The sequence below is a fragment of the Blautia sp. MSK.18.38 genome (genome assembly GCF_024460535.1).
GTDB lineage: Bacteria > Bacillota > Clostridia > Lachnospirales > Lachnospiraceae > Blautia_A > Blautia_A fusiformis.
Genome location: NZ_JANFYP010000006.1, coordinates 135681 through 156515, shown reverse-complemented (window position 1 = coordinate 156515; position 20835 = coordinate 135681). Strand labels below are relative to the sequence as shown.

General features: G+C 41.4%; 22 protein-coding genes and 3 pseudogenes. 2 read left to right on the top strand and 23 right to left on the bottom strand.

From position 1 onward, the window contains the following. The 18 genes and pseudogenes from NE638_RS05945 to NE638_RS05865 all read right to left on the bottom strand — a co-directional run. On the bottom strand, positions 1-1090 hold a 1090-nt coding region (locus NE638_RS05945), incomplete at its 3' end, for an ABC transporter transmembrane domain-containing protein (RefSeq protein ID WP_173745912.1). Positions 1091-1266: 176 nt separating this feature from the next. Further along, a complete protein-coding gene (locus NE638_RS05940; RefSeq protein WP_021739680.1) occupies positions 1267-1896 on the bottom strand; it encodes a TetR/AcrR family transcriptional regulator in 630 nt (209 codons plus the stop codon). A 354-nt stretch (positions 1897-2250) separates the two neighbouring features. Further along, positions 2251-2952, bottom strand: coding sequence for a hypothetical protein (locus NE638_RS05935; RefSeq protein ID WP_059086030.1), 702 nt, complete (start codon positions 2950-2952; stop codon positions 2251-2253). A gap of 2 nt (positions 2953-2954) precedes the next feature. After that, positions 2955-3257: a hypothetical protein gene (locus NE638_RS05930; protein ID WP_227588604.1), complete on the bottom strand. Its 303-nt coding sequence runs from the start codon at positions 3255-3257 to the stop codon at positions 2955-2957. A gap of 101 nt (positions 3258-3358) precedes the next feature. After that, on the bottom strand, positions 3359-3739 hold the full coding sequence (locus NE638_RS05925; protein ID WP_227588603.1) for a hypothetical protein: 381 nt from the start codon (positions 3737-3739) through the stop codon (positions 3359-3361). Between the two features lie 22 nt (positions 3740-3761). Continuing rightward, positions 3762-4697, bottom strand: a complete 936-nt coding sequence (locus NE638_RS05920; RefSeq protein ID WP_161209044.1) for an acyl-CoA thioester hydrolase/BAAT C-terminal domain-containing protein — start codon at positions 4695-4697, stop codon at positions 3762-3764. Positions 4698-4710: 13 nt separating this feature from the next. Then, positions 4711-5517: a class I SAM-dependent methyltransferase gene (locus NE638_RS05915; RefSeq protein ID WP_147602939.1), complete on the bottom strand. Its 807-nt coding sequence runs from the start codon at positions 5515-5517 to the stop codon at positions 4711-4713. Next, positions 5517-6296: a hypothetical protein gene (locus NE638_RS05910; RefSeq protein ID WP_147602938.1), complete on the bottom strand. Its 780-nt coding sequence runs from the start codon at positions 6294-6296 to the stop codon at positions 5517-5519. Before NE638_RS05910 ends, NE638_RS05915 begins: the two co-directional genes overlap by 1 nt. A 65-nt stretch (positions 6297-6361) precedes the next feature. Next, positions 6362-6529: pseudogene (locus NE638_RS05905) on the bottom strand (ketopantoate reductase family protein); the annotation flags it as partial. A 349-nt stretch (positions 6530-6878) separates the two neighbouring features. Next, a pseudogene (locus NE638_RS18400) lies at positions 6879-7004 on the bottom strand (ORF6N domain-containing protein); the annotation flags it as partial. Further along, positions 6983-7087 (bottom strand): annotated as a pseudogene (locus NE638_RS18395) (TnpV protein); the annotation flags it as partial. The pseudogenes NE638_RS18400 and NE638_RS18395, both read right to left, overlap by 22 nt. 85 nt (positions 7088-7172) lie before the next feature. Then, entirely contained in the window at positions 7173-7760 is a 588-nt protein-coding gene (locus tag NE638_RS05895) for a cytidylate kinase-like family protein (RefSeq protein WP_015527242.1), read from the bottom strand. 13 nt (positions 7761-7773) lie between these two features. Continuing rightward, a complete protein-coding gene (locus NE638_RS05890) occupies positions 7774-9141 on the bottom strand; it encodes an MATE family efflux transporter (RefSeq protein WP_173745911.1) in 1368 nt (455 codons plus the stop codon). Positions 9142-9351: 210 nt separating this feature from the next. Beyond that, positions 9352-10665 (bottom strand): sedoheptulokinase, encoded by a 1314-nt coding sequence (locus NE638_RS05885; protein ID WP_059086036.1) that lies wholly within the window; start codon positions 10663-10665, stop codon positions 9352-9354. Between the two features lie 63 nt (positions 10666-10728). Next, entirely contained in the window at positions 10729-11481 is a 753-nt protein-coding gene (locus tag NE638_RS05880) for a response regulator (RefSeq protein WP_059086037.1), read from the bottom strand. Further along, on the bottom strand, positions 11474-13057 hold the full coding sequence (locus NE638_RS05875; RefSeq protein WP_059086038.1) for an ATP-binding protein: 1584 nt from the start codon (positions 13055-13057) through the stop codon (positions 11474-11476). The genes NE638_RS05880 and NE638_RS05875 overlap by 8 nt, the downstream gene beginning before the upstream one ends. Before the next feature lie 85 nt (positions 13058-13142). Continuing rightward, entirely contained in the window at positions 13143-13790 is a 648-nt protein-coding gene (locus NE638_RS05870; RefSeq protein WP_015527248.1) for a potassium channel family protein, read from the bottom strand. A 19-nt stretch (positions 13791-13809) separates the two neighbouring features. Then, positions 13810-15147 carry a TrkH family potassium uptake protein gene (locus NE638_RS05865; protein WP_173745910.1) on the bottom strand — a complete coding sequence of 446 codons (1338 nt, stop codon included), beginning with the start codon at positions 15145-15147 and terminating at the stop codon, positions 13810-13812. Between the two features lie 308 nt (positions 15148-15455). On the opposite strand from NE638_RS05865, the gene bioB reads away from it, so the two are divergent. Together bioB and NE638_RS05855 are read left to right on the top strand one after the other, a co-directional pair. After that, a complete protein-coding gene (gene bioB / locus NE638_RS05860; RefSeq protein ID WP_110102912.1) occupies positions 15456-16427 on the top strand; it encodes a biotin synthase BioB in 972 nt (323 codons plus the stop codon). A 101-nt stretch (positions 16428-16528) separates the two neighbouring features. Further along, complete coding sequence (locus NE638_RS05855) at positions 16529-17074, top strand: biotin transporter BioY (RefSeq protein ID WP_015527251.1); 546 nt, start codon at positions 16529-16531, stop codon at positions 17072-17074. Between the two features lie 81 nt (positions 17075-17155). On the opposite strand, the gene NE638_RS05850 is transcribed toward NE638_RS05855, so the two are convergent. From NE638_RS05850 to NE638_RS05830, 5 genes are all read right to left on the bottom strand, one after another. Next, entirely contained in the window at positions 17156-18031 is an 876-nt protein-coding gene (locus tag NE638_RS05850) for a putative ABC transporter permease (protein WP_243239047.1), read from the bottom strand. Between the two features lie 136 nt (positions 18032-18167). Then, a complete protein-coding gene (locus NE638_RS05845) occupies positions 18168-19520 on the bottom strand; it encodes an MATE family efflux transporter (RefSeq protein WP_173745909.1) in 1353 nt (450 codons plus the stop codon). Beyond that, positions 19510-19962: a MarR family winged helix-turn-helix transcriptional regulator gene (locus NE638_RS05840; protein ID WP_092068482.1), complete on the bottom strand. Its 453-nt coding sequence runs from the start codon at positions 19960-19962 to the stop codon at positions 19510-19512. The genes NE638_RS05845 and NE638_RS05840 overlap by 11 nt, the downstream gene beginning before the upstream one ends. A gap of 251 nt (positions 19963-20213) precedes the next feature. Then, the gene (locus tag NE638_RS05835) at positions 20214-20363 is read right to left on the bottom strand and encodes a hypothetical protein (RefSeq protein WP_173745908.1); all 150 of its coding nucleotides are present in this window, start codon (positions 20361-20363) and stop codon (positions 20214-20216) included. 145 nt (positions 20364-20508) lie between these two features. After that, positions 20509-20817, bottom strand: a complete 309-nt coding sequence (locus NE638_RS05830; protein ID WP_173745907.1) for an MGMT family protein — start codon at positions 20815-20817, stop codon at positions 20509-20511. Positions 20818-20835: the final 18 nt, after the last annotated feature.

The window sequence follows — 20835 nt, the reverse complement described above, 5'->3', positions numbered from 1 at the left end:
CTGCTTTCAGCTCCATAGTTACTCCATGCAGAATCTCTTTGTCGTGATAACCAAATCTGACTTTTTCAAGCGTAACGGAATTATCTTTGGGAGCTCTTTCACTTTTCTCCGGACGTTCAAGCTCCGGCTGTTCCAGAATTCCCGCCACTTCACCGACGATTACTCCAATTTTTCCAAGATCATCTGTGTAAGATCCCACTGTAATCAACGGTCCAACGATTCCAAGTGATAAAATAATACAGATGACAAAATCTGAAATCGCAAGTGTTCCATTGGCTACATAATGTGCCCCAAACGGCAATACCGTAAGAAGCGTATAAGGTGTGACCACCATCATCAGTCCATGAAAAATCGAGCACCGTTTCATCCAGGAAATAAAGGAATCCGCATATTCAAAAGCCGCCTTTGTAAATTTGGCATAAGAACTTTCTGTCTTTCCAAATGCCTTGATTACTTCAATTCCGTCAATATATTCCACTGCCGCATCATTCAGATCTTTTGTTGTCTGAACTGTTCTTTCAAAACTTGGCTTATAATCCAGCATCATTCCAAAATAAGAGAAAAGTCCAACGATAACTGGAACCAAAGACCAGAGTGCCAGTCTCCAGTCTGTCAGAAAGAAATAAATTAAAATCACAACCGGCGCCAGCAGATTTGACGTGAATTCCGGGACAATATGCGCCAGTGTTGTCTCGATACTGTCGATTCTTTCCACCATGATATTCTTAAATGTGCCGGAGGATGTATCCTTTACATAACCAAGAGGTACCCGTGCCAGTTTGTCACAGCAGAATTTTCTTATATTTGCGAGTACTGCAAACGTCGCTTTATGCGACAATGCTGTCGAGAGTGAATGAAGCAATTCTGCAATGATAAACGACAATGCGATCAGAACCGCTTTTGCAAGATATGTTTTAAACTCCTTTTCACCATTTAAAAACAGCTTTACTACATCTGCAATAATAAAATACGGCAAAATCTTAAAAATCACATTTCCTATTGCAAGTAACACACTCCATACATAGGCAATTCTTTTTTGTCCGGCCCATGTCAGGATCCAGCTGACTGCCGACTTCTTTTTTTCTTTCACATTTGTTCACTCCTTACTTTCGTTTTATTGTTATTTTTGTTAGTTTAGTCTAACCTATGTATAATAAAATAGGCGGCCTATTGGCATCAGCCACCTGATATTATTATCCTGTCGGATTCTTATTCAGAAATCCAGAACCTGTAACACACATAACCTGTTCAGGATTCTTGCATCCGTTATACCGGAAACTCAATATTCCACAATCGTTCCCAGCCACCTGTATTGAATTCTTTCAGCTGATGCACATTTTTCTTTGCAGTCTCTCTATCTATATCATGCTCAATGATCTGAAATACTGATGAAAAAAATCCCGTATAGATCATATGCATAAGGCTTTCCTCTACAATCGGTATTTTCACACCGTTCTCTTTCATCTTTTCCATATAATTCAGGCTGGACTTCATTTCCCGCTCTACCATATTGTGTATGAATAGTTCAAATTTTCCACTGTCTCCGCATTTCAACAATAATCTGAAATTATCATAATGATCATAGATATAATCAACCATCTGTTCCATCCCATCACTGGATGTATCCGACATATTCCTTGTCTGATCACTGGCAGAAAGCTTTTCAAACTCCTCAACGATCTGGTCATAAATCTGATAAATATGTTCCATATAAGGATCCGTCAGTGCATCAAAAAGTGCCTCTTTCGTCGGATAATATTTGTAAAATGCGCCAGTAGTAAGCCCTGCATCTTTTACAATATTTCTTAAAGATGCTCCTGTCAAACCATCTTTCAGAAAATGTTTTCTGGCTGTATCTAATATGTTTTTCTGTGTATCTTCTGCTTTCGTCGACATTCTTTTCGTATCCTCTAAACTTCTTCCCAAAATATAGCAGTGCTATATAACACTGTTATATTTTAACTCATTACAGGAATTTGTCAAGTCTTGGTGTTTCAATTTTTTATTTTTCTCGTGTATTCAGTTTCCACTCCGCAGATGCTTTCTGCAGTTTTACAAGTCTGTTCTATTCAGACAGATTTTCTTTGCAGAAAAGTTCTATACAGTTCTCAACCATTGTCTGATCATAGTCTGTTGAAATACCTGAGCCAAGCCAGTATGCATAGTCTCCTTCATCATATTTTCCAAGTGCCTCCAAATCACTGCCGTAGCGCAATTCAATATGATAGGTTGTATCATTTGTATCTGGTGCTATGCAGAAACATGCTCAGAATTATTTTTCTTTAAATCAAATCCAGTTAATACTAATAATAGTTCCAGAATTTTCACACGAATATAACCATATCTGATTTCTTCAGGAATTTTATACAATTCCAAAAAGATATGTTCTATTGACTGATTTGCCCGTATAATAGTAAAACTATGTGTTTTTGAAATGTTACTAATCTTTTCCAGATTTACAGACAATAATTGCAGTATCCTTTTCATTTCGTCTGTAATCATGGAAAAATCAAGCGTAATGGTAATTCCATGATAACGCGATGTTGGAAACTCTGACACATGCCCAGTTTTTTTCAAAGAACAAAATGACAAGTCTCCTGCCGCTATATAACCATATTCATTTTGTTCAAACACGCATTCGCAACGGCCTTCCATGCAATAGTTTATTTCCATCACACTGGAAGCCGGCTTTTGCTCCTTGTTGCAATACTCCATATGTATATCATTATAAACCAGATCAATTCCTGGAAACACATGATACAATGTAATCATTCCTGTACCGCTCTCATTTTCCAAATGAAAACATTCACAGAATTCCGTATCCTGTACCTTTTTGCAAGCTGATGTACCATATAACTCAATACTGGCAAAAGAATCTGATGATTTTAATTCTATATTCTTATCGGGTTTGGACTTCAATATATTTTCAGCAAGCTCATAAGCATTTTTCATAACTATTTTCCTCTGTACCACATCGCAAATGCCAATTCCGGTAATCGGTCAGTCTCAATAATTGTTTCGAGCATTCTGGCAAATCCCTCCGGATTTTGAATTTGATACTGCATATGGTTGAATCCCTCAAAAACCGGAAAGTTACCGTATATATAAGTCTGCATCACTGCATTTCTGTATTTAAAATGTTCTTCTATACTTCCAAATTCCCAGAATGTATGTTTCTGCAATTCTTCTGACAATTCTGAAAATGGCTTATCTTCCAAACTGTCTGTCAGCTGTCTTCTCAGATTTCCATACGTCAAGTTCTTTCCTGCCTCTATAAAATAAGGTTTAATTTTATCATCGTCACACCACATGATTCTCTTTAGTGTCTTTCCTTTTGACCAATATAAACTTTTCATTGCTATATATAAGAACGGAACCATGATTCTGCGTGTTGCCTTTCCAATCTGTGCAAACTGCTCGCCATCAAAAAAACATGCTTTACCGGTATTTTTATCTCTGTCAGGAATGCCATGGCGAGATCTGCTCCAATCGAAGATGCAACTATAAGTTCTATTTCTTTGATTCCATGGTTCCCCAAAAATCGTACAATCTGTTGTATCTCATCTCTTTTGCTTTGATACCTCTGTCCGGAGCAATACACAGTCGATGTTGGCATAATGCAATAATATTTTTCTGCCATTTTCTCTGCAACCGGCATACTGCTTTCCCCAGTTACTCCCATTGCATGGAAAAACAGAATGACTGAATTTGATTTATTTCCTGTTGTTTTAAATACCACACTTCCACCTTTTGTCTATTTTTTATCTATCTACTCTCTTCCATTTTGCAACAGCATTTCTTACCCGCCAGTCAATATCCAGACGTGCTCTGCGACATTCTTTCGGATGTTTTCTTGCTGCCTGAAATGCCAGTTTCACAAAGAGTCCGGATCCAACCGGGAGCATTGTCTTTAGCATGCTCTCCGGAAAAACGAAATGGGTTCCATGCTCATAAATGACATAATCCAATCTGCATGTGTGTGAATGTTCTTTCATACGCTGCTTCATACGGCGGATATATTTTGCAGTATCCCACAACACATCATCTTCCGCACCAATCAGCAATAACGTTCCATGGATTTTTTCAATCTTGATCATCTCGTCTTCTGTGATTGGGTGAGCCTTTTCCGAGTCATCAAACAGTTTTCTTGAATTAATCATATCACCGGTCCGTTTTGTTTCTTTCTTAATCACATGCCAGTAATCCGGATGTTTGTAGCAAAATGGCATATACGGAAGGGGTTCTCCTTTGTAAGAAAAAAGAGATTCTCCTTCAATCGGCCATTCCTTACAGCCATCTTTTTTGCCCTGCATAAACCCCTGCCAGATAAAATCACTCGGTGTCAGACCTATCGTTAATGTAATATCCTCAAAATAAGAAGCGGCAGTCAATGCCAGTGTTCCTGTAGTAGATGCCCCGACAATTCCTATCTTCTGATCACCATGTGCTTTTAACCAATTGATTGCTTTCTCTATACGTTCCAATGGATAATTATGATGTCCATAATCTTTTTTTCCAGGTGACATTGTCATCACATTCACACCGAGTTTATGTAGCCATTTCACGGATGTACGCGCCAGATAATCCTCTGGATCATCCCCGATCATGGCAATCATTGCACAGTCTGATCCTGTTTTGCATTTCCAGTATGCACCATAAAATCCATCTGTTTCCACATCAAAATGTCTTTTCTTCATTTGTATCATCTCTTTAATATCGGCCACGTTTCTCCAAAACTATTATTTTGTTTGAGATATTCCGAACGATTTGAATCTTTCCTATCACATGATAAATCGGCATAAGCTTTTTCATTCCTTCAACCAGACTGACTTCCTGTTGAACAGAAAATCCCGGCACAATTCTTTGCAGTTCTGTTCCGTTCTTAACTCCCCATGTGAATTTTGCATTGCTTCCCTCTATGGATTTTTCTTTCACATGGTTTACAACAAAAGGTGACATGGTTTCGACCATTACGGTTACTTCCTGAAATGATTTTTCAATAATAAAAAACATCTTTCTGATATCTTTTTCACACAAATACATTGTAAGCCCTTCGATTATTACCAGAACATTCTCACAGTGATAATCTATATCATCTACATAGGAATCATCCATTGCAGACTTTGCAATCTGATATATCGGACCTGTTTCTGGAAGAAATTGCCGCCTTATCTTCATAGTCTCCGGCAAATCTATATTGTACCAATGCAGATATTTCCCTTTCATTCGATAACATCTGGTATCCAGTCCACATGCAATATTTATAACAATTGTATTTGTATTTTTCTCCAAATATTGCTCAACCATCCGGTCTAATACAATTGTTCTTGCAATCACGCCATAGTTCATGGCTTTATCTTTATCCGCTTTAGAAAAGTCATAATCAAGATTTTTCACAAGTTCTTCTGCAATTTCGTCGTTTATTTTAGCATTTTTCTTTCTTGTTTCTTTTGCTCTTGCATACAGAGTCTGTACCATCGTTTCCGGCACACCTGTCACATTCACTTTTTCTTTCATTATCTGTCGCCTTCCACTGCCTTTCTTACTTCTTCCACCCACTCTGCACTATGACAGCAAAACAGTTCTTCATGCTGCATGTTATGTCTCCGAATATCCGGATTTTTAAAATAAGTACAATATCTCTTTTCATATTTTCTGCCCATCTTTGTTGCGTAAAACACGTGTATCGTAGTTCCCGGCACATCAATTCCATGCTGGACTTTCGTAACCAGATCAGAATAAAACTGATTATAAACACTCTGTTTCGTAATCCATGGATTTCCTCCCTGCTCAATGCCGAACATATTTAAAAATCCATCAATCATTTCTTTCTTTGATTTATCTGCTTCATTTATTTTCTTTTGCATAAATTTAGGCAATTTACCAGTATGCACCATTTTATACATAATCGGCACAACTACAGATGACTGAATTTTCGCCATAAACTGACCAGCTTCATCCATATCACTGCTCCCAATGATGCCATGATCTATATGAATTCTTTTTCGCTGAATCAAAAGGGATACAAAACTTCCTCCAAGGGAACACCCATACGCTGCTTTAATTCTTCCATCATACTTTTTCTTGATTTCCTGCTCAATCTTTTCGCATTCATCTTCCATTGAATAAAATTCTGTTTTCTCATTTGGATCAAATCCATCATAAGAAACTGTTACCGTGTAAAAATAAAAATGTAATCTATCCAGTATATGATCAAAGCTACTATACAGGCAACAGGTACCAGGAAATAAAAATATCACTGGTTTACTACTGTCTCCACTTTCATAAAATTTCATATCTGGCCTCCTTTAGTTTTTTCATATAAGCATAAAATTACTTATGCAGCTCCCTCATTTCATCTGGTGCTTGCCCGCCTTATGTTCTGGTTTTTCTTATAAAGCAGTCCATTTTTCTTTAAAAACTCAAGTCTTTTACCTCTGGCATAAATACTCGTATCATAACCAGTTTCTGCAAATAAGACCGCATACAAGGATCCAATCACACCTGCACCATAAATCAATATTCTCATAGAAATCCGTCCTCTTTTTCATTTTCAAAAAAACTGCCAGTGTTCATGTTAGTAATATCTAACTCTCATTTTCTAAAAAACCGTGTGAAAACAAAACTGTAATTCCACACGGTTTCTTTTCTTATGCATTCAGTATATCACTTTTACCTGGTTAATCAACCAAATTTTGTCTTCATAATATTTAAAATTTCATGTTCATGCGCATTATATTCACTGCACTTGGAATGCAATTTATACCCTCATCTGGTCATTAAAATAATAATTTACATGCTCCCCCACTTCCTTTCCAGACAGAAAAAGACGCAAGCCATATTCTTATGACTCACGCCTTTCTGCATAACTTACTTTTCTATTCTTCTGTTTCTAATTCCACTCTCTGTAAAATATCTCTTACAATACCTGCATCTTCAATCAGATTAATTCCAAAACATTTTTTACCTGCGTCCTTCAAAGACGCACCAACATAATATACTTGCCAAGTTGCTCCATCTGCTCACCGGATTTATAGGTGAGATTCAGGATCAGATATCCATTTACATTCGTGTACGTTATATAAATAGGACATTCGCAATCCGCTTTCGCTACTTACTCATGAATGCTCTCATCACATTTTCTTTAATCCACTTTCACCATGAGGATTTCATTATTTACTACATTCCATAACAAGCTTCTCACATCTGCCATATCCAAGCTGTGAACTATTCAGACACAACGTATAATTACTGGCCTTTCCCCATTTCTGATCGGTGTAAAAATTATAATTCGTCATACGCCTTTTATCTGTATCTGCCATCATTTTGACAGCTTCCTTCTCTCCTACATTATATAAACCCATAATACGCTGTGTTTTTTCCGGCATATTCCCATGGATAAATACATTCAGTACATCATCCCTATCTTTCAGAATATAATCTGCATTTCTTCCGATAATCACACAAGATTCCTTATCAGCCAGTTCTAAAATAACCTTTCTCTGTGCCTCATACACCATGTCTTCTACTGATTTTCCTGTGATATCACGTCCGGCAAATGCATATGCAAACAAACCTTTTTTCGGAGACAGTTCCGCACTTTCCTGAATATATTCCGGAGATAAACCAGACTTTTCTGCGATCTCATTGATAATGTTTTTATCATAATAAGCGAGTCCCAATTTCTTCGCTAATTCTTCTCCGATAAAGCGTCCGCCGCTTCCAAATTCTCTACTGATCGTAATGATTCTTTTTGCCATTTCCAGTTCCTCCTTAATTCAAAACATCTACTTTATTTTTTCTGATTCTCTTTAAAAATACATATCCTGCAAAACAGGAAACTATTTCCGTGATCGGAAATGCCCACCAGATCAGTGAAACTCCCATCTGATCATTTCTGACAAACATAGAAAAGATTCCAGCCAGCGGCAAGATAATAATAAGCTGTCTCAAAAGCGAAATAACCAGCGATTCCACACCACCATCCAGTGCCTGATAAATGCCCTGATAAGCAACATTGATTCCTGCGAACAGGAAACTTATAGAAATCACTCTCATTGCTCCGATAAAATATTCTCTCGACTGTCCCGCATTAAACAGCGTTGCAAATGCCCCAGGGAAAATCTCTGTGATTGCAATTCCCAGAATCATTAACACAATTGTATAGATCAGACCATATTTGATTCCATCCTGAATTCTCTTCTTACTTCTCATTCCATAAGCAAATGCAATGATTGGGGTGATTGCATCTCGCAGACCAAAAGCAAGAAACAAAACAAACTGCTGTACCTTATAGAACAGACCATAGGCCGTCTGTGCTGACGGATCGAACTTCAGGATCAGGTTCATTACATAAACCATAATGGACATCAGCGCCTGAGCAATGATTGCCGGAAGTCCGATTGCATAGATCTCCTTGATAATTTCGCCATCTGGCTTCATATATTTCGCCCCATGCTCGAATTCCTTATTTAATTTGATGTGAAAAATGAACAGTAATACTGCTGACGCTACCTGTCCAATTACAGTTGCGTAGGCTGCGCCTTTCACTCCCATTTCCGGACAAGGACCAATACCGTAGATCATGATCGGATCAAGGATGATATTTACAACCGCTCCAACCACCTGACCAATCGTGGAATAAAGAGAACGGCCTGTTGCCTGAAGTAACTTTTCAAATAGAGAAAAGAAAATAATACCAAAAGAAATTACGCAGCATATCCTCAGATAGCTGATTCCCATCTCACGTACTTCTGTATCTACTGTCTGCGATGAAATATATGCTTTCACCCCAAAGATACCAAACAATAAGCAGACCACATAAATGATCACTCCCAGAAACAGACTGTTTCCTGCTACCTTTGCAGCTTTTTTACTGTCGCCCTGTCCAAGTGTCCTTGCAAGAAGTGCATTGGTTCCTACACCGGTTCCAATCCCCACTGCCACCATAAGCATCTGCACCGGAAATACCAGTGTCAAAGCATTTAGTGCTGTCTCACTGCCTGCTTTCATATTTCCCACAAATGCACTGTCTACAATGTTATAGACTGCCTGCAATGCCATAGATAGGATCATCGGGATTCCCATTTGGACCATCAGCTTATTTACCGGCATCTCCTTCATCTTGTTGCTTTCCGCCATTTTGTTCTAACTCCTTTCTTTTTAGCACAAAAAAAGTGCGCACCTTGTCATATAAGCTGGACTTACGCTGACACGCTACACACTTTTTCATGGCGATATTCATTTTTTCAAAATGAAAACGAGTAGCCGGTAAACTGGATTTACGCTTACTTGCTACTCGTTTCTTGTAATTATATTGCCTCTTTTTCAAAAAGTCAAACAAAATTTTTCTTACATTGCCGCAACCAACTTTCCCGCAGTAAGTGCAGCTCCATATGCAGCCTCTTCTTCATATTCAGGAAGCTCCATCGGCATTTTGAACATTTCTTCTGCCAGTCTTCTCATCAGCGGGTTTCGGCGAATTCCGTTTCCGGAGCCAGTCAGGCGTGTGGCCTTTTTTCCGGTGAGCTGACACATCTGCTCATACTGCTCATGCAGTTCGTTAAGGATCCCACAGATCACACCGACCGTCAGTGCACCAGGATGAAAATTCTCTACACCGATTCCTGCGATCATGCCCGTGTGAGACGGATCACTTCTTGTCCCTGAAAAAGCTGTATCTACTTTCCATGCAGCTTCTTTTCCGTATGTTTCAATAAATTTTTCTGCCTGCTCCTGCATCCGGGAATACAGTCTTTCTTCAGTTTCTGCAGTTTCTCTGTAAAACTGTTCCAGCATCGCATACGCACGACCACCACACAGGGAAGCTCCCACGAGGATATAGCTGTTTTCGGTACAGGGGCGAAGCTCCACACTGCCGCTGCATTCTATAAACTTCTCTGTCACTAAGGAAACCTGGCTGCCGGTTCCCACATTCAGGAGTACGGTATCTTTAAGATCCCGGACGGAACCAAACAGACTCGCCTGATTGTCACCGATTGATCCCATTACCGGCACACCGGCTCTTGTTTCTCCGATAAAAAAATGTCCCTTTCTTACTTCCGGCAGATAAGAAGTATCTACGCCGGCCTGCTCCAGGGCTTCATACAGAAACTCCTGTTTTCGCAGGTCAAAGCAGCCCCAGCTTGCCGCCATGTCAAGTCCGATAACAGGGACAGTATTTTCACACAGCCGCATAGCAATATAATCACTGATCGTCGTCATCCTTACAGCATCCTTCGGGATCTGATCTTTCTTCTGAAGATAAAAATGTGTCACTACACCATATCCGGACGCCGCCGCACCTACTCCCTGCAAAAGCTCTGCACAGGTTTTTCCGTTTTCCAGCGGAATCTCTCCGCTTCCATCCTGCCAGGTATAGAGAGGACTCACTGCCTTGCCGGAAGCATCCACATACAGCATTCCATGCATCTGCCCTGTAAACCCTATTCCATCTGGCAAACCATTCTCCTTCTGCTGCTTTATAAGAAGCTCCCGGACGATCTCATAGATCCGTTCCGGATCCTGCAGCTTCTGTTCCGGCTTACTGCTCTGCAGAAAAGAATTATGCTCCACTGTTTCCTTTGCAAGCAGCTTTCCCATTTCTGTATCTGTCATTACGACACTGACTGTTGTTGTGCCGATATCAATCCCCATGATCTTCATCGTCTGTTTCCGTCCTTTTCTGTGATCTTTACTATAGAAAAAAACTGTCATCATATGAGATGATTATATTATCGTTTGAGGATTAATGCTATCTTTTTTGGTTTCCTGCTCAGGTTTCTCGATTCTGAGCATGCGATATCCAATTCCTATGTGCGTCTGGATATATTGTACACCGTTTTTTTCAGGCTCCAGTTTTTTCCGCAGTGTTGCCATAAAAACCCTGAGAGAAGCAACATCGTTTTCCGAGCAGCGTCCCCAGATCTGCTGAGTAATATATGTATGTGTCAATACTTTTCCAACATTACGGGATAAAAGGCAGAGCAGCTTATACTCAATGGGCGTCAGATGCAGTTCTCTGTCCTTCAGGAATGTGCAGCCAGCCGTGTAATCTATCTTTAATCCACCATTTTCAAAAACAGATGTTTCCGGCTGTTTTCCTGACTGCGTTATGGCAAGCCGTCTTTGGCTGACACGGATACGCGCAAGTAATTCTTCTACTGAAAATGGTTTTGTGATATAATCATCTGCACCCGCATCCAGTGCCTCTATTTTATCCATATCTTCACTTCTGGCACTGATCACGATGATAGGCATATTCGACCAGGTACGGATTTTCTTTATTACCTCTACTCCTTCCATATCAGGAAGGCCCAGATCCAGAAGAACGATATCCGGATTGTGTGATGAAGCCTCCAAAATGGCTGAAGCTCCATTTTCTGCAGCCAGATATTTATAGTCATGTGTTTTTAATGTGGTAACGATCAGGTTCCGTATGGGTCTGTCATCCTCAACCACCAGAATTAATGTCTTATTCATTTAATGTCACCTCGCTTAATGGTAAAGTAAAAGTAAAATTACATCCATGCGGAGCATGATCTGAAAGAACCAGTGTTCCATCGTGAGCTTCTATGATAGAGCGGCAAAGTGCCAGGCCAAGCCCCAGACTCCGTTGGCTGTCTGCAACGGTTGTTTTCCCTGTATAAAACATCTCAAAAATATGTGGCTTCATTTCATCCGGGATCCCGGGGCCGTTATCTTCCACGCTTACCTGTGCTTTCCCGGCTTTTTTGAACCCCCGAATGCTGATGACAGAGCCTGACGGCGTATATTTTATCGCATTATCGATCAAATTTACCAGAACCTGTATAATAAGATGCACGTCCATACGTGTAAGAACAAGTTCTTCACAGTCCGCCACGATCTTATACGCATCATGCTTCCGGCCGATATGTCGGAGTGACTCTGCTATTACCTCATCCAAAAGCTGATCCGTAAATTTAAACTTCAATCTTCCATCATTGAGCCTGGTAATGGAAAGCAGATTTTCCACAACTCCGATCAGCCACTCTGAATCCTCATGAATGTCCGTGTAGATCTGATACCTTGTAGCTTCATCCAGACGATCACTGTTACTGAGAAGCATATCTGCATTTCCGGAAATAGAACAAAGCGGAGTACGCAGGTCATGGGAGATTGCCCGAAGAAGATCGCCACGCAGCTGCTCATTTTTTGCTAAAACCGCATTTTTTTCTTTTTCTATGGCATTTTGTACATTCTCCATTGCAAGTGCACATTCATTTATTACAGACAGCAGGATGCTGTATTCATAAGAGTCCAGTGTTTCTTTCTGCAGAGGGATCCCGATTACGCCATAAACATTATTCCCGCTTCGAATTGCCAGATATAAGCATTTTGCCTGTGAGAAATACTGTGTGGATGCGCCGGCACGCTGTCTGTTTTCATAAGTCCATCTGGCTGCCTGTTGTTCTTCCTGTGTCAGAAAATCCTCTGTGCTCTCTTTTTCCCCGGAAAAAAGCTTTCCTTCTGATAAAGTTCCATTTTCCACAACATATGCCGTGATGCTGCGGTTTAACAGGCGTATCAGCTGTGTACAGGTAACTCCGAGGATTTCTGTCTCACTTTTTGCCTTTTGCAGCAGACGATCCGTATCAAACAGAACCTGTGTGCGAAAGGCAATCTGTGAAGACAGCTTTGCATGCATTTTCAGCTTTGCCGCAAGGGTTCCTGTAAGTACAGACGAAATAAGCATTATGAAAAATGTCACCGGATATCCCACCGCGTATGTCTCAAAAGACATCCTTGGCTCCATCAGGAAAAAGCAAAATAAGAATACACTTAAAAAGGAGCCGGCTACACTGCAAAGATAACCATCTGTCACGATCGAAGTGATCAATACGCCCAAAATGTATATCGTTACAATATTTGTATCTGTAAGATCCAGTTTCTGAAACAGCAGGCCGATCAAAGTGCATACTGCAAATATAAAAACCGTCAGCAAGTAATCTTTTGCAGACGGTTTTTCCACATACCATGCAAATGGCCGTTTCGGATAGGTTCTGTTTTTTACTGTATCCTTCATTTTCAAGCTCATTCTGTCATTCTCCTTCTACTGCTGTTTTCTGGAATTATATCACGCAGCTGTTCTGTGGTCAAAATTTTTTCTTCATGGCAATGAGCTATATGCGGAAGCACTTCTGAAGAGCTCTGTATTCTCCTAATACCAGTAATTTATCATTTTCTGCAAAATATGTTTCCGGTGAAATTGCAATACTGAATTCCTCTTCATTTTTTACTGCCAGAATATTAATATTGTAGCGTTTTCTGATGTCAAGTCCACCCACTGTTTTTCCAACCCATTCTTCCGGCACTTCCACTTCAAAAATTGCATGGGAAGCATCCACCTCCATATAATCCAGTATATGATCATCTGTATAACGGAAGGAGGCCCATTTTGCCACCTGCTTTTCCGGATAAACTACCTTATCGGCACCATTGCGTAAAAGAAATTTTTCCTGAACATCACGTTCAGCTCTGGATATCACCAATTTTGCACCCAGTTCTTTTAGAAGGGATGTTGTTTCAAGAGAATTTTGAAAGCTCTCTCCAATGGTCACAAAACAAATGTCATAGTTTCCAATTCCAAGGGACTGTAAAAATTCAGCATTGGTGCTGTCACCAATCTGAGCATTCGTCACAAATGACAGTACTTTGTCCACTCTTTCTTCCTTCCAGTCAACTGCCATAACTTCATGTCCCAGCTGATTGAGCTGCATGGCAATATGTCTTCCAAACCTTCCAAGTCCAATAAGCAATACATTTTTCATAATATTATTTTTCTCCTTCTTATCCAACTGTGATTTTTTCCAGAGGGAGCTTTGCATTTCCCTTATTTCTTCCGGAAAATACCGCATAGATCAGGGTCAGACCACCTACACGTCCCAGATACATCAGTATGATCAGCACGACTTGTGAAAAAACATGAAGTTCCGGTGTGATTCCCAGAGTCAGACCTACCGTACCAACAGCTGAAGCAGCTTCGTACAGACAATCTAAAAGCGGAAGGCCTTCGTACACACTGATCGCTATTCCGCCGCCAAAGAACAAGGCAAAATATAACATGGCTATTGTCGCTGCATTTTTTATCACATGATATTCAAGTCTTCGCCCAAAAGCTCCTGCATTTTCCTGACTTCGAAATGTCGCAATTGCATTTAAAATAAGTACTGAAAAAGTTGTTGTTTTCATTCCACCTGCTGTAGATCCCGGTGAACCACCAATTAGCATTAACAATATCATAACTGCTTTTGATGCCTCACTCATCTCTGAAATGTTTATAGTATTAAATCCGGCAGTTCTTGTCGTTACCGATTGAAACGTTGCTGCTAACAGGCGTTTTCCCATGGGTAATTTTGTCAGATCACAGATATAGAAAAAGACTGCCGGAAATAAGATCAGACATGCGGTAGTCATGAGAATGATCTTGCTTTGCATGCGGTAGCGTTTAAAGTTCAGTTTATTTGTATAAATATCATCCCATGTGAGAAAACCGATTCCTCCTGTAATGATCAACAGCATAATTACCAGATTTATAAGTATATTTCCTGAATACCCGGTCAGCGATGGAAACATACTGGAATCTGTCCCCAGAATATCAAAGCCGGCATTACAAAAAGCAGAGATTGAATGAAAAACTGACATCCAGATTCCCTTTTTTCCATAATCTCCCATAAAAACCGGCAGCAGCAACACCGTCCCTGCAGCTTCGATCAAAAATGTTCCCCTCAAAATAAACCTTGTCAGTCTGACGATTCCTCCAACTTTAGGTGCTGAAATTGCATCCTGCATGGTGCTTCTTTGCATGAGGGATATTTTCTTTCCGGAAAGAAGGGAAACAGACGCAGCCACAGTCACTACTCCAAGCCCACCTGTTTGTATGAGTGCAAGAATGATCGTCTGGCCTGCCAGGGACCAGTAGCTTCCAGTGTCCTTTACCACAAGACCTGTAACACATACCGCCGAAGTGGCTGTAAAAAGTGCCTCATGAAATGGTGTGATCACCTTCTCCGCAGAAGAAAATGGAAGCATCAGCAGAACGGTTCCCAAAAGGATCACTCCTGCAACCCCCATGATAATCAGCTGAAAAGATGTCATATGTTTTTTCTTATATGATTTTTCCGGCATAAATGATCAGAACTCCTTATCAATACTTTTAACAGTGCTATCCTCGTAATGCATTTTATTATATATAACTACTTTCAAAGATAGTATAAAAGTCTCTGCTTCCGTATTAAGATTTTATAAAGATATGATATTGAATTGAGAATTATTTTAACCGAATCAAGGAAATTCCCTGCTTCGATGATCCTAAGCATTACCTTAATACTACAGTTTTTTAATTGTAAACTCATTTTATATTTGCAGTTGACATTCAATATTTCTATGTGATAAAGTGATACCCGTACAAAAAAACTCAAAAGGAAGGTATTGACATGAACACTGCATCATGCGAAAAAGAAGCTCCATCGCTTTCCAGAGATGAAGCCATTGCAATTTTAGATACTCCGGACGAAGAACTTGAGGCACTGATTGACCGTGCCAGCAGTTTACGTTACAAATATAAGGGAAACCGGGTAAGCATCCACATCCTTACCAATGCCCGCAGCGGTAACTGTTCCCAGGATTGTGCCTACTGTGCCCAGTCATGTCGTTCCACTGCCGATATTGATAAATACAAATGGGTAGATGAAGACAAATTATATCAGGACAATGATTTCGTAAATGATTATCATTTATCCAGACATTGTATCGGACTGAGTGGTATGAAATTTACAGATAAAGAGATCGAGGAGCTGGCCCGGAGGATCCGCAAAATGAAAGAACACGGAACTCATCTCTGCTGCTCCATAGGCTTTCTCACAGAGCACCAGGCAAAAATGCTCAAAGAGGCTGGTCTTGACCGGATCAACCATAATCTGAACAGCAGCCGTTCCTTTTATCATAATATCTGCAGTACACATACCTTTGACCAGCGTGTCCGGAACATCCATATGCTTCAGGGACTTGGTTTCGAGATCTGTAGCGGCGGTATCATTGGCATGGGTGAAAGCAAGGAAGACGTTGTTGACATGCTTCTGGAATTACGTGAGATCCAGCCGGAAGCACTGCCGATCAACTTTCTTCTTCCGATCAAGGGAACTCCTCTCGGAAATGCAGATATTTCCCAGCTGACAACCGAATACTGTATGAAGGTTCTCTGCCTGGCAAGACTTCTTGTACCTAAAGCAGATATCCGATGTGCTGCCGGAAGAGAAGTTTATTTTAAAGGCGAAGAAAAAAAACTGCTCAGTGTTGTAGACTCTATTTTTGCTTCCGGTTATCTTACAGAAGGTGGCCAGGGAATCGAAGACACTCTCAAAACCATTACGGATGCAGGATTCACCTATGAAATTGAATCTGCGTAAGCATCCTTCTGTACATATGACCTGTCATACACACTTACAGCATTTCATTGCTTACCCAAACCAGTAAATATATTACCTTTTTCAAAGGAGGCTCTTTCAATATGAATCAGACAAATACTGTCTCTGCACCACGTACAAAAACCTACGAGATCACCATGACCGCTCTTATGGCAGCTGTCACCTGTATTCTTGCGCCGCTGTCCATTCCGATCGGTCCGGTTCCGATCTCATTTACCAATCTTGCCATCTATCTGTCCCTGTATCTTCTCGGATGGAAAAAAGGAACCATCAGCTATCTGATCTATCTTCTGCTTGGACTTGTAGGTCTTCCGGTATTTTCCGGATTTACCGGCGGCCCTGCAAAGCTGGCCGGTCCTACAGGCGGATACATCATCGGCTTTATCGTTATGGCTGTTATTGCCGGACTGGTAATTGACAACTGCCATAAGCCTCTGATCCAGCTCGTTGGTATGATCGCAGGAACAATTGTATGCTATCTTTTCGGAACTGTATGGTTCTGCATCGTTGCAGATTCCACTTTCAAAGCAGCTCTTGGAATCTGTGTAATTCCGTTTATCCCGGCAGATCTCATAAAAATGATCATCGCCATGATCATCGGACCAATGATAAAGAAACGAATCCGATAAGCTGAAACTCTGATACTCCCAAAAAAGGCAGCAGGAAATGTTGGAAATTTCCTGCTGCCTCTTTATCGCGTTTCATTTTTCTTATCTGAGTTTTTTCTTCAGTTCCTGGATCAGTTCAAAATAATCTCTGTGCTTCATCTCCGGGAAAGCCTTAATGATTCTTCCCTGGCCGAATACCGTATGGTTTGTGATAGAGCTTGACAGCTCATCAAACTGTGCCTGAAGCTCCGCTTTCTTCATCCGAAGCATTTCGGCAGATTTTTCTCTCTGAGCCACAGTCGCATCTCTGAGCTCTGCCTTAGCAAGAGCAACCTGAACCTTTCCCTCTCCCACCTTCTGTGCTGTATCAATGGTAGTTGTTGCCAGAGTATCACTGAGCTTATCACTCACGATCCGCAGATCCGCACGTACCTTATCCAGTCGGGTAAGCTTCTTGTTCAGTCCGCGGATCACCGCCACTGTTACAATAAGATCAGCCAGATACACCGCATACAGAATTGCCATAACAACCCATTCCAGTGTGGAAGGTGTATGAGAAGCCTGACGCTCCACATACTTCTGAAAAACCTTTACGACCATCACAATGGCAAGTCCCCATATCAGGGAAAACTCAAGACAGATATAGCCGTGAAAATTCAGCGGCTTATTGGAATAATCCCACCATCTTGCATGAAAGCATACATCCAGAAGCCATCCGGCAACCAGCTCTACCGCAGTTGCAAGAACGATTCCAAACAGAAAGATCATTCCCTCACTCATCTGATGTCCGCCGCTCTGAAGCGTATTAAGCAATGCAAACACGGAAAGTACACCAAATCCGTACACCGGGCATACCGGACCGTTGAGAAATCCCCGGTTTATAACCTTTCCTAAGGTTACTGCATGGAAGATAACTTCAACGACCCATCCTCCAAAAGAATAAAACAAAAAATACAGACATATCTGAAAATACGTCATCCCGCAAATCATCCTGTACTCCTCCTTTACAGCTGTCAAGATTCCGGCAGCTATTTCAGGGGTCAGTACCATCACCTCTGCCGGGGTGATTCTGATTATATCATATCACCCCTCTCATTTACATCCCTTTATCCGGTCATTCTTCCGAAACAATTTCTTTTTTCACACGGGTAAAGTACAGAAAGAATCCGATGTTCAGAATGATTCCCACTGTGGTAGATACCGGTGCTGCAAGACCGATCTTTGTCAGGCTGGCATCCGGCTGGATACTCATAAAGTACGCCATTGGAAGTCGTACCAGAAGCGTCTGTACCAGGCCCTGGACCATAACCCAGATGGTCTGGTTGTTTCCATTGAAATAGCCTATCATACTGAACAGAACAGCCGTTACCAGTGTCTCCGGAGCAAACCCCTTCAGATAATCAAAGCCCTTTTGGATAACGCCGGCATCTGTGGAGAAGAATCCTGCCAGTACATCACCCTTCAGCAGGATCAGGATAAATACCAGGCATCCCACAGACAGGCCAACTCCAATTCCCGTAAGCATGGATTTTCTCGCACGTTTCGGCTTTCCTGCTCCTACGTTCTGTGAAACAAAGGAGGCCATGGACTGCATTAGGGAGCTTGGAACCAGCATGGCAAAGTTTACGATCTTACATGCAACTCCGTAACCGGAGGATGCTTCCAGACCCAGGCGATTGACAAATGCGCACAAGGCCAGGAATGAAATCTGGGTCAGGAATTCCTGAAGTGCCAGCGGCAGTCCGATCTTAAGAAAACGTCTGCACTGAGGATTCAGCCGGAAATCTTTTTTTGTAATGGTAAACGGAAGCTTCTTCTTTATCAGCAGAACTACTGCAAATACAACACTTAAGGCCTGAGCAGAAACCGTAGCAATAGCTGCTCCTGCTGCATCCATATGTAAGCCGGCTACCAGTACCAGGTCTCCGATCACATTTACAATACATGCCACCAGCACAAACAGCAGCGGAGATTTACTGTCACCAAGGCCGCGGAAAATAGCAGACAGTAGGTTATACGCGACAATAAAGAAAATTCCGCTGCCACAGATCCGTACATAAGATGCAGTCAGTGCTACCGCTTCTTCCGGTGCCTGCATCAGCATGGAGATCGGATGTGCAAAGCCTACCATAACAATAAACAGCACGATAGAGATCATGGTAAAGACGATCGCAGCCCCACCGATAACGGAGCTGATCTGCTCCGGTCTTTTTTCTCCAAGATAACGTGCGATCAGAACTGTGATACCCATAGCAAACTGGATCACTACAAAGGTAACCAGATTCAGTACCTGACTTCCGGTGGAAACCGCTGACAGTCCGGATGTGGAACCGAATCTTCCAACTACAAGAAGATCGACCGCACCATAGGCAGCCTGCAGGATCAGCGCACCGAGTACCGGCATCATAAATGCAACCAGCTTTTTCAGGATATTTCCCTGGGTAAAATCTGCCTTATCATTTGTCATAATGTTCCCTCCTGTCACACATGATCTGATAAAATTTCCCGATGGTCCGGATCATATTGTCTGCTTCTTCTTCGGAAATCTCTGAAAGATAGGGCGCCAGACTGCTGAAATAATCCTGATCATACTTCCTGGAAAGCCTCTCTCCTTTTTCTGTTATGGAAATGTAAGTAACGCGCCCGTCATCCGGAGACATAAGCTTCTGAAGATATCCCTTTGCCTCCATTTCTTTCACTGTTCTGGTAACACCCGGACGCGGAAGGTTCATGGCATCACTGATATCAGAGAGCCGGATATCCTTTTTTTCTCTCTGCAGAGAATGGATCACATCCAGATACTGTATGTAGGATGGCATCACCCCCTGGGGCAGTGGCGGAAGCATATCCCGGATCCGCTTTGCCTGATAAAACGCATCAAACATCCGCTTGATCTTTTCATTTGTCATAAAAAAACTCCTCATATAATTATCTTAGTTAATTACCATTGATAATTATATGAGGAATTTATGGTTTGTCAAGCATGTTTTATTTTTCTGTTACAGAGTAGCTTTCTATTACAGAGTAACTTTCTATTAATCTATGCTTCTAATGCCTCTTTCAGAGAAGCTTCAAAGATCTCAAGTCCTTTCTCCATCTGCTCATCGGTCATGGTAAGCGGTGCAAGGTTCAGATATCTGGCCTGTGCCATCACACGCTCTCAGCTTAAATGTTCTGCATCCAGAATAGAGGAAGACAGCTGCTCTGCGGCGTTTCTGTCCTTTTCCTCCAGCACGAGTTTCCGGCTGTCGTCGGTGACACTGGGATTTGTCAGAACTACGAATTCTCCTCCATGGATATAGTTATTCAATCCTGTATTCACTTTCGATGCACTGCAGGCAGTCTGCAAAATAGCCCCATCGTACAGACTACTCCAGACCGTTTTCCCCTGCTTTCAGCTTCAGAACTTCTGTAAGCTCCGGGATCTGCATCATATTTCTACAATTCATAAAACACTACTCCTCCCACTGATACTGCTTCATATCTACACATCCATTTGCCTTAAACTCCACACCCTCGTCTTCCAGAAGCATCTTCTGCTCTCTCCAGCCTGGTGCAGTACGCCCTGCATGGTTCACAACTCTGTGGCAGGGATACTTCCCGTAAAATTCTGCCATACCTAAGACTTTTCCTACAAGACGTGAATTTTTATCCCGCCCGATCAGCCGTGCGATCTGCCCGTAGGAGGCCACTTTTCCTTCCGGTATTTCTTCCACTACGGACAGTATCTCGTAAATCATATCCTCGTCCAGTATTTTTCCCATGATCTTTCCTCCGCAATC

What these genes read in the sequence shown, in the direction of transcription:
- NE638_RS05850 (WP_243239047.1), bottom strand. Translation starts at nt 18,031, where the DNA reads ATGACGTATTTTCAGATATGTCTGTATTTTTTGTTTTATTCTTTTGGA.
- bioB (WP_110102912.1), top strand. Translation starts at nt 15,456, where the DNA reads ATGAACACTGCATCATGCGAAAAAGAAGCTCCATCGCTTTCCAGAGAT.
- NE638_RS05935 (WP_059086030.1), bottom strand. Translation starts at nt 2,952, where the DNA reads ATGAAAAATGCTTATGAGCTTGCTGAAAATATATTGAAGTCCAAACCC.
- NE638_RS05875 (WP_059086038.1), bottom strand. Translation starts at nt 13,057, where the DNA reads ATGAGCTTGAAAATGAAGGATACAGTAAAAAACAGAACCTATCCGAAA.
- NE638_RS05870 (WP_015527248.1), bottom strand. Translation starts at nt 13,790, where the DNA reads ATGAAAAATGTATTGCTTATTGGACTTGGAAGGTTTGGAAGACATATT.
- NE638_RS05840 (WP_092068482.1), bottom strand. Translation starts at nt 19,962, where the DNA reads ATGACAAATGAAAAGATCAAGCGGATGTTTGATGCGTTTTATCAGGCA.
- NE638_RS05920 (WP_161209044.1), bottom strand. Translation starts at nt 4,697, where the DNA reads ATGAAGAAAAGACATTTTGATGTGGAAACAGATGGATTTTATGGTGCA.
- NE638_RS05885 (WP_059086036.1), bottom strand. Translation starts at nt 10,665, where the DNA reads ATGAAGATCATGGGGATTGATATCGGCACAACAACAGTCAGTGTCGTA.
- NE638_RS05865 (WP_173745910.1), bottom strand. Translation starts at nt 15,147, where the DNA reads ATGCCGGAAAAATCATATAAGAAAAAACATATGACATCTTTTCAGCTG.
- NE638_RS05845 (WP_173745909.1), bottom strand. Translation starts at nt 19,520, where the DNA reads ATGACAAATGATAAGGCAGATTTTACCCAGGGAAATATCCTGAAAAAG.
- NE638_RS05915 (WP_147602939.1), bottom strand. Translation starts at nt 5,517, where the DNA reads ATGAAAGAAAAAGTGAATGTGACAGGTGTGCCGGAAACGATGGTACAG.
- NE638_RS05910 (WP_147602938.1), bottom strand. Translation starts at nt 6,296, where the DNA reads ATGAAATTTTATGAAAGTGGAGACAGTAGTAAACCAGTGATATTTTTA.
- NE638_RS05940 (WP_021739680.1), bottom strand. Translation starts at nt 1,896, where the DNA reads ATGTCGACGAAAGCAGAAGATACACAGAAAAACATATTAGATACAGCC.
- NE638_RS05895 (WP_015527242.1), bottom strand. Translation starts at nt 7,760, where the DNA reads ATGGCAAAAAGAATCATTACGATCAGTAGAGAATTTGGAAGCGGCGGA.
- NE638_RS05890 (WP_173745911.1), bottom strand. Translation starts at nt 9,141, where the DNA reads ATGGCGGAAAGCAACAAGATGAAGGAGATGCCGGTAAATAAGCTGATG.
- NE638_RS05830 (WP_173745907.1), bottom strand. Translation starts at nt 20,817, where the DNA reads ATGGGAAAAATACTGGACGAGGATATGATTTACGAGATACTGTCCGTA.
- NE638_RS05855 (WP_015527251.1), top strand. Translation starts at nt 16,529, where the DNA reads ATGAATCAGACAAATACTGTCTCTGCACCACGTACAAAAACCTACGAG.
- NE638_RS05880 (WP_059086037.1), bottom strand. Translation starts at nt 11,481, where the DNA reads ATGAATAAGACATTAATTCTGGTGGTTGAGGATGACAGACCCATACGG.